Here is an 11,692-nt window from a genome sequence, read left to right as displayed (position 1 = left end):
CGCCGGATGTGCAATGATGCGTGAAACGCAGGAATTGGCAGGCGAAGCATGGGTGCAACGAAGACAGCCACGCTCTACCGGATGGTGACGGACGACCATGTCTGTCCCTATGGAATCAAGAGCCGTTATCTGCTGGGCCGCGCGGGCTATGCGGTCGACGATCGCTGGCTGACGACGCGTGCCGAAACCGATGCCTTCAAGGCCGAGCATGACGTGAAGACGACGCCGCAGACGTTCATCGACGGCGTGCGGATCGGCGGGCATGACGACGTGCGGCGGTTCCTGGGCAAGCCGATTGCCGACCCCGATGCCACCAGCTACCGGCCGGTGATCGCGATCTTCGCGATGGCGGCGGCAATGGCGGTTGCAGTGACATGGGCGGCCAGCGGCGCGCTGTTGACGGTTCGGACGCCAGGATGGTTCATCGCGATCGCCATGTGCATTCTGGCGGTGCAGAAGCTGCAGGACCTCGAAGGCTTTGCGACGATGTTCCTGGGCTATGACCTGCTCGCGCGGCGCTGGGTGCCCTATGCCTATGTATATCCCTTTGCGGAAGCGCTGGCCGGGGTGCTGATGCTTGGCGGCGTGCTGCCGTGGCTGTCGGTTCCGGTGGCGCTGTTCATCGGCGGTGTTGGCGCGGTGTCGGTGATCAACGCGGTGTATGTGCAGAAGCGCGAGCTCAAATGTGCGTGCGTGGGGGGCAATTCGAACGTGCCGCTGGGTTTTGTTTCGCTGACCGAGAATTTGATGATGGTGGCGATGGCGTTGGCGATGCTCGTCTGGCCGGCATGGCTCATGCGCTAGCGAGGGCGATCAAGGAGATCTGGCGCCCATAATCGGGCTCGGCGCGGTGGGTGGTGCGGCGGTAGCTGAACCAGAGATCGGGGTTGGTGAGCGTGTCGTGGCCGGTGGTGATGATGGTGCGGACGCCGGCGCGCGCAAGGCTGAGGGCGATGAGGCCGGGCATGTCGAAATGGGCGTGGCCGGGGCGGCCCTGGGTGAAGAAGTGCGCGAATTCCGGGTCCTGGGCGAGGAAGCGGTCGCGGAAGGCGTCGTCGACCTCGTAGCTGGCGCGCTGGATGCAGGGGCCGATGGCGGCGGTGATGCGCTCGGGAGCGGCGCCGAGGGCGACCATGGCATCGACGGTGGCGGCGGCAATGTTGCCGAGGGTGCCTTTCCAGCCGCTGTGGGCGGCGCCGATCACCTTGGCCTTGGCGTCATGGAAGAGGATGGGAGCGCAGTCGGCGGTGAGGATGCCGAGTGCCACGCCGGGGGTGTTGCTGACCATGGCATCGGCGTGGGGACGGTCGGCATCGGGGAAGGGGGTGGTGATGGTGATGACGTCGCAGCTGTGGACCTGGTGGAGGGTAGCGAGGGCGGCGCCGGGGGTGGCGGCTGCCACGGCGCGGCGGCGGTTTTCCCGCACGTTTTCGAAGGTGTCGTCGGAACCGAGTCCGACGTTCAGGCTGGCGTAAAGGCCGGTCGATGTGCCGCCCTGGCGGGTGAGGAAGCCGTGCGGGGTGGCGAGCTGGGGGACGCTGACGAAGGGGACTTCGGTCATTTCAGGACCTTCCTGCACAAGATGTCCTCATCGGCCTGTTCGCCCACCATAAAGGCATAGGGGCGGATTTCGGTGAAGCCCTGGCGGGCGTAGAAGCGCCTGGCGCGGTGGTTTTCGGCCCAGACCGAGAGCCAGATTTCCTGTGCACTCCGGGCGGCGGCGCGGGTGTGCACCCAGTCCATCAGCGCCTCGGCGATGCCCTGTCCGTGCCAGGGCTTGAAGATGTAGAGCTGGCGGAGTTCGATGGCGGGGCCGGCCGGCTCGACGGGGAGGGTGATGCCGCTCAGCTTGGCGAAGCCGATGGGGGTGCTGCCCGCGCAGGCGAAGCGGACTTCCAGGGCGGGGTCGGCGAGCTCGGTGGACTGGGCGGTGTCGGAGCCTTTTTCGAGGAAGCTCGCCAAGTCGTTGAGATTGTAGAGGTGGCCGAAGGTTTCGATGAAGGTGGCGCGGGCGATGCCGCCGAGCGTGGCGCCTTCATGGGGCTCGGCATCGCGGTAGTGGATCATGCGTCGAATCCTGCGGGGGTGGGCCAGCCGGGGCTGGTGAGGGCCATGGCCTTGAACAGCGCACCCATTTGCGCAGGCGCTGTGAGGCGGGCAAGGCCGGCGGCGATCTTTGCCGCTTCTGCGATGGGTTTGCCGCGGGAGAGGGCGGCGGCGCGGCTGTGGATGCCGAGTGCTGCGAGGAACCGGCCCTGGGGGATTGGGCCGTGGGAGGGGAGATTTGCGGCGTGCTGGAGGGCTGAAAAAGCGACATGCGCGGTCAGATCCGCCTCGCCGGGGGATGAAAAAGGGTCGTGCGGGGTGCCTGCGCGGATGGCTTGCAGCGTGTCGGCGGCGGTTTCCGACTGGCCATAGTCGATGATGAGGGCGGCACCGCCCTGCGCCCTGAGCCGGGCGGCGAGGGTGGCGATGAGGGCTTCGCCGGTTTCGTTTCGCTCCTGGGAAGTGGTTTCGGGGGAGGGGAGGGTGGCGGCGAGGAAGCGCTCGCCGTTATGGCCCACGGCGCGCTCCTGACCCTGGCCCAGATGCTGGCGGATGGGCAGGGCGTCGAAGAATTCGTTGGCGATGACGATGAGGGCGGTGTCGGTGGGCAGCGTCGACAAGTCGTCGTGCCATTCGGGGGGGTGTTGCGCGAGCGTTGTGGCTTGGACGGCGCGCAGCGTTGGCGAGGTTTCGACGAGGGCCAGACTTGGGGTGAAGCCGGGGATGCGCGCCAGCAGCCGCAGGGCATCGGCCATCAGGGTGCCGCGGCCGGGGCCGAGCTCGACGAGGGTGAGGGGGGGCTGGCCGGCGCGGAGCCAGAGATCGCCGATCCAGCCGCCGATCATCTCGCCGAACAGCTGGCTGACTTCGGGGGCGGTGGTGAAATCGCGGCCCAGCGGATCCTGGGCGGCGTAATAATGGCTGTTGCACGCCGCCATCCAGGCATCGAGGCGAAGCGGGCCGTCGCTTGCGATGCGGGCCGCAAGGGCGTCCGCAAGCTCGGTCAAGCCAGCGCCCCGACAGGCTGGCGCGACCGCGCGCGCCAGATGAGGAAGAGGCCGGCGAGGATGATCGGCAGGGTGAGGGTCTGGCCCATGGTGAGGCCGGTCGAAAGGATGCCGAGCTGGACATCGGGCTCGCGGAAGTTTTCCACGATGAAACGCGAGAGGCCGTAGCCGACGCCGAAGACGCCCGAGAGAAGGCCGGGGCGGAGCCGGGCGCCGGTCTTCCAGTGCAGCCATTGCAACACTGCGAACAGCAGCACGCCTTCGAGGGCGGCTTCGTAGAGCTGCGAGGGGTGACGCGGCTCGGGGCCGCCGCCGGGGAAGATGATTCCCCATTCGGTGCCGGTGGCGCGGCCGTAGAGCTCGCCGTTGATGAAATTGGCGAGGCGGCCACACAGGAGCCCGAAGGGGCTGACGGTGGCGACGGCATCGAGGATTCGCAGGCCGGAGATGTTCTGCGAGCGGCCGAAGGCGAGGCAGGCGATGATGACGCCGGCACAGCCGCCGTGGAAGCTCATGCCGCCATCCCAGAGCCGCAGGATGGCGAGCGGATCGGCCAGATATTTCGTCGGGTTGTAGAAGAGGACATAGCCGAGCCGGCCGCCGAGGATGACGCCGAGTGCCGCCCAGGTGATGTAGTTGTCGAGCTGCTCGGCGTTCATCACCGGGTGCGGCAGCTTGATCATGCGGCCGAGCTGCCACCAGCCGAAGCCGATGGCGGCGATATAGGCGAGGCTGTACCAGCGCAGCGCGAACGGCCCCAGATCGAGCCCGAACAGGCTGAAGCCGGGGATGGTGAAGATTTCGGGGCTGAGCCCGAGGCTGGTGAAATCCAGCGCGGTCTGCAGATACGCGAGCACGCGACCCTCTCATATTGCCAAGGGCGGACCGGCTTGCCCCCTTGGATGCCGCGCACCATAACTGCGGGGATGGATTTTGCCAGTGGGAGAGCGTGATGGCTGATGATCTGGAGAGCTTCCGCGCAGAAGCGCGAGCGTGGTTGGAAGCCAATTGCCCCGCTGCGATGCGCGCACCGGTCAAGCGCGAGGAGGATGTGTGCTGGGGCGGGCGGAACTTCGTCTTTTCCAGCCCTGAGCAGAAGCAGTGGCTCGATGCGATGGCGGCGAAGGGCTGGACGGTGCCCGAATGGCCTGTGGCTTATGGCGGCGGCGGGCTGAGCCGTGCGGAGGCGAAGGTGCTGGCGCAGGAGATGCGCGCGATCAGGGCGCGGCCGCCGCTTTCGAGCTTCGGCATCTGGATGCTGGGGCCGGCCCTGCTGAAATATGGCAGCGAGGCGCAGAAGCTCGAGCATCTGCCGAAGATCGCGCGCGGCGAGATCCGCTGGTGCCAGGGCTATTCAGAGCCGGGGGCGGGGAGCGATCTTGCCTCGCTGCGCACTTCGGCGGTGCGGGAGGGTGACCACTTCGTCGTCAACGGCCAGAAGGTCTGGACGAGCTATGCCGACAAGGCGGACTGGATCTTCTGCCTGGTGCGCACCGATATGGCGGCAGCGAAGCATCTCGGCATTTCGTTCCTGCTGTTCGACATGGCGAGCGAGGGGGTGAGCACCTCGCCGATCCGGCTGATTTCGGGGGCCTCGCCCTTTTGCCAGACCTTCTTCGACAATGTGCGCGTGCCGGTGGAAAACCTGATGGGCAAGGCCGGCAAGGGCTGGGACATTGCGAAGTATCTGCTGACGCACGAGCGCGAGATGATCGGCGGGATGGACGGGGCCGACACGCGGTCGAGCGTTTCGCAGATCGCGAAGAAGGTGCTCGGCGAGAATATCGACCCGCTGCTGCGCGCCGAGATCATTCGCCATGAGGTCGATGCCTGGGCGTTTCTGCTGACGATGGAGCGGGTGAAGGACGAGGCGCGCGCCGGGCAGGGAACGGGGGCGCTCAGCTCGATGCTCAAATACTATGGCACGGAGCTCAACAAGCAGCGGATGGAGTTGCTGATGAGCGTCAATGGCTCGGACGCGCTGGCCTGGGAGGGCGACAACGAGGGCGAAGGTGACCTGGCGCGCTCCTGGCTGCGCAGCCGCGCCAATTCGATCGAGGGCGGCACCAGCGAAGTGCAGTTGAACATCATCGCCAAGCGCGTGCTTGCACTTCCGGGAGCTTGAGATGGCGCTTGTACTGAACGACGACCAGAAGATGATCCGCGAAGCGGCGGACGGGTTCTTTGCCGATGCGGCGCCGGTGGCCGAGCATCGGCGGCTGCGCGATGCCAATGATCCGATCGGCTTCTCGCGCGCCACCTGGAAGGCGATGGCCGAGATGGGCTTTGCCGGCGTGATGGTGCCCGAGGCGCATGGCGGCGCCGGGCTGGGGGCGGTCGAGGCCGGGCTGGTGCTCGAGGCGATGGGGCGCAATCTGTCGGCAGCGCCGATGCTTTCGACCGCACTTCTGGGGGCCACGGCGCTGGTGAAGGGGGGCACGGCCGAGCAGCAGGCGAACCATCTGCCGCTGATCGCGGCGGGCGAGCGGCTGTTTGCGCTGGCGGCGGACGAGGCGGCGCGGCATGCGCCCTTTCATGTCGCGACCTTCGCCGAGCCTTCGGGCAATGGCTTTCGGCTGAGCGGCATCAAGCCGTTCGTGCTCGATGGCGGGGCGGCCGACTGGCTGATCGTGGCGGCGCGGACCGACGGCGAGACGGGGGACCGCAAGGGCATCACGCTGTTTCTCGTGCCGGCCAATGCCGCCGGGGTGAGCATTGCCCGGCGATCGATGGTCGACAGCCGCGGGACGGCGCGGGTGACATTGGACGGCGTCGAGGTCGATGGCGCCGATGTGCTCGGCGAGGTTGGCAAGGGCGGGCGGCTGCTGGAAGCCGTGCTCGATGTGGGGCGTGCCGGGCTGGCGGCGGAGATGCTCGGCGTGGCGGGGCAGAGCTTTGCCACCACGGTCGATTATCTGAAGCAGCGCGAGCAGTTCGGGGCGAAGATCGGCAGCTTCCAGGCGCTGCAGCACCGTGCGGCGCATCTGTTCTGCGAGATCGAACTGGCACGCTCGGCGACGCTGCGGGCCTTGCAGGCGCTCGATGCCGGGGATGCGCAGGCGCCGCTGTTCGTGAGCCTGGCCAAGGCCAAGGCCGGCGATGTGGTGAAGCTTGCCACCAACGAGGCGGTGCAGATGCATGGCGGGATCGGCATGAGCGACGATTACGACATCGGCTTCTTCATGAAGCGGGCGCGGGCGGCGGCGGAGACGTTCGGTGATTCGGGCTTTCATGGCGACCGGATGGCGTTGATGATCGGTTATTAGTTGCCAAGCGTGCCGACCTTGGCACAAATGGCGCCTGCAAGCGCCGGAGACACGGTGCGGCTTCCTTGGGGAAAGTTATGAAGAGCGCACTCGACACTGCCATCGATGCCACCGTGGCGCAGATCATCGCCCCCGGTGGGCCGCTGGCGGTGGGGGAGGCTGTTGTGCGCGGTGTCACGCTGCCGGTGTTTTCGGCGGCCCCTGCCAATCTGCGCGATTTCTTTGCCTATTTCTTCGCGGTCAACGCCGACAAGGAATTTCTTGTCTATGGCGACGAGCGGCTGACCTTTCCGCAGGTGCAGGCGCGCAGCCTGCGGATGGCGGCGATGCTGCAGCACCGCCATGGCATCGCCAAGGGCGACCGGGTTGCGATCGCGATGCGCAACTATCCCGAATGGGTGGAGGCGTTTATCGCCATCACGCATCTGGGTGGCGTTGCCGTGCCGATGAACGCCTGGTGGACCGCCGAGGAGCTCGACTACGGCCTGAAGGATTCAGGCACGCGGCTGGTGCTCGCCGATGAGGAGCGGGCTCGGCGGGTGAAGGCGGCGGGCTATGCCGGTTGCGTGCTGACGGTGCGGACGAGTGCCGAAGTGGCGAACGAGCTGGGCTTTGCGCGCTCCGAGGACGAGATGGCGGCCTCGCCGGATACGACCTGGTTCCTCCCCGAGATCAGCCCCGAGGACGATGCCACGATCATGTACACCTCGGGGTCGACCGGCCATCCCAAGGGGGCGGTGTCGACGCATCGCGGCGTGGTGTCGGGCACGATGAACTATCTGGTGATGGGGCTGGCGCTGCTCAGCCTGGCACAGCAGCAGGGGATCGCCCCGCCGGCGCAGCAGGTGATGCTGCTCAATGTGCCGCTGTTCCACATCACCGGCTCGGTGCCGGTGATGCTCGTTTCGGTCGCGATCGGCCGCAAGATGGTGATCATGCACAAATGGGATGCCGGCGAGGCGCTGCGGCTGATCGAGAAGGAACGCGCCACCTATTTCGTCGGCGTGCCCACCATGAGCCTCGAGATGATGATGCACCCCGGCCGGGCGAAGTACGACACCTCGTCGCTGGTCGATATCGCGTCCGGCGGGGCACCGCGGCCACCCGAGCATGTCGAACGGCTGATCAAGGAGCTGCCGGGCAAGAACCCGCTGCAGGGCTATGGGCTGACCGAGACCAATGGCGTGGGGGCCGGCAATTTGCGCGACAACTATCGCGCCAAGCCCAATTCCACCGGCCGTGCCTCGCCGCCGCTGGTGGAGATTCGCATTGTTGCCGCCGATGCCGCCGATTGCGCGGTGGCGCTGCCGGCGGGCGAGGTGGGCGAGGTGTGCCTGCGCTCGGCGGCCAATGTGCGCGGCTACTGGATGAAGCCCGACGCCACCGCCGAGGCCTTCCCCGGCGATGGCTGGTTCCGCTCGGGCGACCTGGGGTATCTCGACGAGGATGATTATCTGTTCATCGTCGACCGCAAGAAGGACATCATCATCCGGGGCGGCGAGAATATCTCGTGCCAGGAAGTGGAAGCGGCGCTTTATGCGCACCCGGCGGTGGCGGAGGCGTGTGTGTTCGGGCTTCCCGACGAGCGGCTCGGCGAGATCGTGGGGGCGGTGGTGCACGCCAAGGACGGCGCAGCACTCGAGGGCGAAGCGCTGATCGAGTTTGTGAAGCGCGACCTGGCGAGCTTCAAGGTGCCGGCGCGGCTGTGGTTCTCGAGCGAGCAGCTGCCCAAGCTGGGCTCGGGAAAGATCGACAAGGTGACGCTTCGCAAGCATTATCGGGGCGTCCATACAGGCTGAGGAGACAGCGCATGTTCACCACCATGGTCGAAGGCACCCGCGAAGATTGGGCGCATATCGCTGCCGAGCACGGCAAGCACCAGGTGAGTGCTGCGCCCAGGCAGATCATGGACTCGCTGGCGCGGCTGGAGGCGATCGAAGTGGGGTTCGGTGCCAACCAGTTGCAGCACAGCCTGATGGCGGGGACGCTCGCGCGGCGGGCCGGGGCGAGCGACGAGGAGGTGGTGGCAGCGCTTTGCCATGATCTGGGCAAGCTGTTCAGCATCCCCAACCATGGGCCGATTGCGGCGGAAATGCTCAAGCCTTATGTGGCTGACGACATCTATATGGCGGTGAAGCACCACCAGGATTTCCAGGGCAAATATTATTACGAGTATCTGGGCAAGCCGGGGACGCTGCGCGAGGGGTTTGCGGCGGAGAGCTGGTATGGATTTGCCGTGAAGCTGGTCGATGACTGGGATGCGCCGGCGTTCGACCCGGCGTATCCGGCGGATGATCTGGCGAGCTTCGAGGATGTAGTCTGCCGTGTGTTCTCGGCGCCGAAGCGGATGATCTGAGGGGCTGCAGCGACCGGGAATGACCGGCCGCTGCATCACCCATGGTTCTGCGCGTGGCTATGCGGCGGGCAGCTCCGACACTTCCCATGAGTCGATGAACCGCCGGCCCGGTCGCCAGCCCATGTTGGGGCCCGTCATCGCAAGCGCCTGATTGCCGATCACGGCGGTGGCGCGCTTCCAGCGCTTGTCGGAACCGTCATAGGTCATGGCGGTGATTTCCAGCCTGCCGCGGCCCACCCAGCGTGCGGACTGGAGGCTGACGATGGCGACGGCGGGGTCGCTGCCGATCTGCACATTGTCCACCAGATCATCGAGCGAGCCGATGGCCGTGTTGCGGAACGGAATTTCCAGCAGGGCGGTGGTGGTGACGCAGGTTCCAGTTTCGGAGCAGGTGGGCTCGGCGTTGTCGAGGCCGGAGATGATGAACTTGCCGCCCAGCCTGTACGCCAGGCCGATGACCAGCGCGCGCCGATCCTCGGCCTTCAGATCGAGAGCACGGCTGGGCTCGGCAGCCGTTGATGCCGCCGCAGCGGCGGCGAAAATGGTAAGGGCGGCGCTGGCCGCGACAATCATCATGCGCATATCGACCTCGCTACAGATACTGGAGGGCAGGATACATGAACTGGCCGAAGGATCAACTGCGGCACCGGGCACGAGTTGTCGCGTCGTGGCGGGCTTTCACTTCGTCGAGGGGGGTCAGGCGGGCAGGCGATTGACGGCCAGCAGGTATTCGCTGCCGCCGAGGCGGGCGAGGACATCGGCGAGGGGCTCCTCGATCGTGCGCATCCAGTGCGCGTTGGCGTGGAGGAGGCTGCCGGGTGCGGTGAGCAAGCCGACATGGCCGGGGAAGAAGGCGATGTCGCCGGCTTGTGCGTCTGCCGGGTCGATGCGGCGCCCGAGGCTTTCGCGCTGCTGGTCCGAATCGCGGGGGCAGGGGATGCCGAGGGCGGCGAGAGCGGACTGAACCAGGCCCGAGCAATCGACGCCATCGGGGGTGCGGCCGCCCCAGACATAGGGGGCTTCAGCAAACAGTCGTGCGATGGCGAGGGGGGAGCGCGCAGCGTGCGGGGCGACATGCGCCTTGTGGACATGGCCGCCGCCGGCCAGCGCCAGGAAGCGTGCGGAGGGGACGGCGTGGATGCGGCTCCCGAGCGGCAGGTGGTGGAGGACGGGGGCCTTGATGTCCGGCCGGGCGAACACCGGGGCGCTGCGTGCGGTGATGATGTGCGCAGGCGCGGGCTCTTCCGGGGGGTCGGCGAGCGCGGCGAGCGGCACCCAGCCGGTGTAGCCATCGTGGAGGGTGCGGCCGAAGGCCCAGTCACCTTGCATGTCGTAGGCGTCGAAGGGTTCGCCGTGGAGCAGTTCGGAGACGGCTGGGGCGTCGGCATCGGGCTCGGCGGCGAGCGGGGTGCGTGGCCGGGTGGCGACCATCGGCAGCGGGGCGGTGTAGCGACCGGCGGCGACGGTGCCGGCGAGGCCGATCTCGACGAGATCGCCACGGGCGATGTGGATGCGCGGATCGAGCACCGGGCGGGGGCCGGTGATGCGGACATCGGGAAGGCTCATCGGGCGAACCGCGCCCCGAACCGCGCCGTAAGCAGGGCGAAGCTGGCGCGCAGGGCGAGGGCCTCGCCGCCCTTGGGGCGGCCGGGGCGCGCGGCGCTGTTCCAGGCGAAGGTGTCGAAATGCGCCCAAGGCTGGCCGGCGGGGACGAACGCCTTCAGGAACAGCGCGGCGGTGATGGCGCCGGCCATCGGGCCATCGGCGCTGTTGACCATGTCGGCGATCGGCGACTTGAGCATGTCGGCATAGGGCGCCCAGAGCGGCAGCCGGGCCAGCGGATCGTGGGTGGCGCCGGCGGCGGTGTAGAAATCGGCGGCGAGCGCATCATCGGGGGTGAACAGCGCCGGCAGCTCGGGGCCGAGTGCGACGCGCGCGGCTCCGGTGAGCGTGGCGAAATCGAGGATCAGCGCGGGCTTTTCCTCGGCGGCGAGCGCCAGCGCATCGGCGAGGACGAGGCGGCCCTCGGCATCGGTGTTGGTGATCTCGATGGTCTTGCCGGCGCGCGAGGCGATGATGTCCCCGGGGCGCATGGCGTTGGCGCTGATGCTGTTTTCGGCCGCTGCCACGAGCAGCCGCAGCCGCACCGGCAGCCCCGCCTGCATGACCAGCCGGGCGAGCGCCAGGGCGGTGGCGGCGCCGCCCATGTCCTTCTTCATCAGCCCCATCGAATTGCCGGGCTTGATGTTGAGACCGCCGGAATCGAAGGTGATGCCCTTGCCGATGATGGTGAGCCGGGGGTGGGCCGGATCACCCCATGCGAGGTCGATGAGCCGCGGCGCCTGGGCGGCGGCGCGGCCGACGGCGTGGATGAGCGGGAAATTGGCGTCGATGAGCGCTTCGCCGACGATGGTGTTCGTCGTGGCGCCGAACTGTCGGCCTTGGGCTGCGACGGCGGCGGCGAGCTCGGCCGGGCCCATGTCGGCGGCGGGCGTGTCGATGAGGTCGCGTGCCAGGGCGGTGGCCTCGGCCATGGCGACCGCGTCGCGCAGGGCGACGGGCTCGCTGGCGAGCAGCATCCGCGGCCCGGCGTTGGTGGCAGCCTTGTAGCGGGTGAAATGATGCTGGGCGAGCAGCCAGCCCAGAAGCGGGAGCGGCGCCGTGCTCCGCCAGCGGCCGGGCGGGAGCCGGGACGCGGCGGCGGCCAGCGCGAAGGGGCCGGGGGCGGCGCTGCCGAGGCCGGCGAGTGCCAGCAGTTCGGCGGGGGCATCGCCGGGCAACAGCAGAACTTCGCCGGCGGCGGCCTTGAAGCGATGGGCCGCCACCAGGCTGCGGTGGCGCTCGGAGGCGGTGCGCAGCCAGGCATCAAGGGCTTCGGGAGCCAGTGGCACGAGGCGTGACGCCGGTCCGCCATCGTCGAGGACAAGCAGGGCGGAAAATTCGGTCATGCCAGGGCATCCGGTGCGGCGGGGGAGGAGATGGGGATCACCAACCAGCCCTTGCCATGCCGGGCGCAA

Annotated in this window: 12 protein-coding genes; 5 read left to right on the top strand and 7 right to left on the bottom strand. The window is 67.8% G+C overall.

Annotation, left to right across the window (positions count from 1 at the left end):
* Window positions 1-48 precede the first annotated feature (48 nt).
* Window positions 49-804: a MauE/DoxX family redox-associated membrane protein gene (locus FHS79_RS05485; RefSeq protein ID WP_184196597.1), complete on the top strand. Its 756-nt coding sequence runs from the start codon at window positions 49-51 to the stop codon at window positions 802-804.
* Here FHS79_RS05485 and pgeF read toward each other — a convergent pair.
* From pgeF to lgt, 4 genes are read right to left on the bottom strand one after another with little or no spacing between them, the layout of a single operon-like run.
* Window positions 794-1,561 carry a peptidoglycan editing factor PgeF gene (pgeF, locus tag FHS79_RS05480; RefSeq protein ID WP_184196595.1) on the bottom strand — a complete coding sequence of 256 codons (768 nt, stop codon included), beginning with the start codon at window positions 1,559-1,561 and terminating at the stop codon, window positions 794-796. The genes FHS79_RS05485 and pgeF overlap by 11 nt on opposite strands.
* Window positions 1,558-2,067, bottom strand: coding sequence for a GNAT family N-acetyltransferase (locus FHS79_RS05475; RefSeq protein ID WP_184196592.1), 510 nt, complete (start codon window positions 2,065-2,067; stop codon window positions 1,558-1,560). The genes pgeF and FHS79_RS05475 overlap by 4 nt, the downstream gene beginning before the upstream one ends.
* A complete protein-coding gene (locus tag FHS79_RS05470) occupies window positions 2,064-3,053 on the bottom strand; it encodes a class I SAM-dependent methyltransferase (RefSeq protein WP_243452692.1) in 990 nt (329 codons plus the stop codon). The genes FHS79_RS05475 and FHS79_RS05470 overlap by 4 nt, the downstream gene beginning before the upstream one ends.
* Window positions 3,050-3,910, bottom strand: coding sequence for a prolipoprotein diacylglyceryl transferase (gene lgt, locus FHS79_RS05465; RefSeq protein WP_243453537.1), 861 nt, complete (start codon window positions 3,908-3,910; stop codon window positions 3,050-3,052). Before lgt ends, FHS79_RS05470 begins: the two co-directional genes overlap by 4 nt.
* A 95-nt stretch (window positions 3,911-4,005) precedes the next feature.
* On the opposite strand from lgt, the gene FHS79_RS05460 reads away from it, so the two are divergent.
* From FHS79_RS05460 to FHS79_RS05445, 4 genes are all read left to right on the top strand, one after another.
* Window positions 4,006-5,178 (top strand): acyl-CoA dehydrogenase family protein, encoded by a 1,173-nt coding sequence (locus FHS79_RS05460; RefSeq protein WP_184196589.1) that lies wholly within the window; start codon window positions 4,006-4,008, stop codon window positions 5,176-5,178.
* 1 nt (window position 5,179) lies between these two features.
* Window positions 5,180-6,319 carry an acyl-CoA dehydrogenase family protein gene (locus FHS79_RS05455; RefSeq protein ID WP_184196586.1) on the top strand — a complete coding sequence of 380 codons (1,140 nt, stop codon included), beginning with the start codon at window positions 5,180-5,182 and terminating at the stop codon, window positions 6,317-6,319.
* Window positions 6,320-6,396: 77 nt separating this feature from the next.
* Window positions 6,397-8,118 (top strand): class I adenylate-forming enzyme family protein, encoded by a 1,722-nt coding sequence (locus tag FHS79_RS05450; protein ID WP_184196583.1) that lies wholly within the window; start codon window positions 6,397-6,399, stop codon window positions 8,116-8,118.
* 11 nt (window positions 8,119-8,129) lie between these two features.
* Window positions 8,130-8,675 (top strand): HD domain-containing protein, encoded by a 546-nt coding sequence (locus FHS79_RS05445; protein WP_184196580.1) that lies wholly within the window; start codon window positions 8,130-8,132, stop codon window positions 8,673-8,675.
* Window positions 8,676-8,732: 57 nt separating this feature from the next.
* Here FHS79_RS05445 and FHS79_RS05440 read toward each other — a convergent pair whose 3' ends face one another.
* The 3 genes from FHS79_RS05440 to FHS79_RS05430 all read right to left on the bottom strand — a co-directional run bounded on the left by FHS79_RS05440 (window position 8,733) and on the right by FHS79_RS05430 (window position 11,623).
* Window positions 8,733-9,251 carry a hypothetical protein gene (locus FHS79_RS05440; RefSeq protein ID WP_184196577.1) on the bottom strand — a complete coding sequence of 173 codons (519 nt, stop codon included), beginning with the start codon at window positions 9,249-9,251 and terminating at the stop codon, window positions 8,733-8,735.
* A gap of 120 nt (window positions 9,252-9,371) precedes the next feature.
* Window positions 9,372-10,241, bottom strand: a complete 870-nt coding sequence (locus FHS79_RS05435) for a C40 family peptidase (RefSeq protein WP_184196575.1) — start codon at window positions 10,239-10,241, stop codon at window positions 9,372-9,374.
* Window positions 10,238-11,623 (bottom strand): leucyl aminopeptidase family protein, encoded by a 1,386-nt coding sequence (locus FHS79_RS05430; RefSeq protein WP_184196572.1) that lies wholly within the window; start codon window positions 11,621-11,623, stop codon window positions 10,238-10,240. The genes FHS79_RS05435 and FHS79_RS05430 overlap by 4 nt, the downstream gene beginning before the upstream one ends.
* Window positions 11,624-11,692 lie beyond the last annotated feature (69 nt).

This window comes from Polymorphobacter multimanifer (assembly GCF_014205635.1).
Taxonomy (GTDB): Bacteria; Pseudomonadota; Alphaproteobacteria; order Sphingomonadales; family Sphingomonadaceae; genus Sandarakinorhabdus; species Sandarakinorhabdus multimanifer.
Note: the sequence above shows the minus strand (reverse complement) of the source record. Positions and strands in the feature narration are given on the sequence as shown.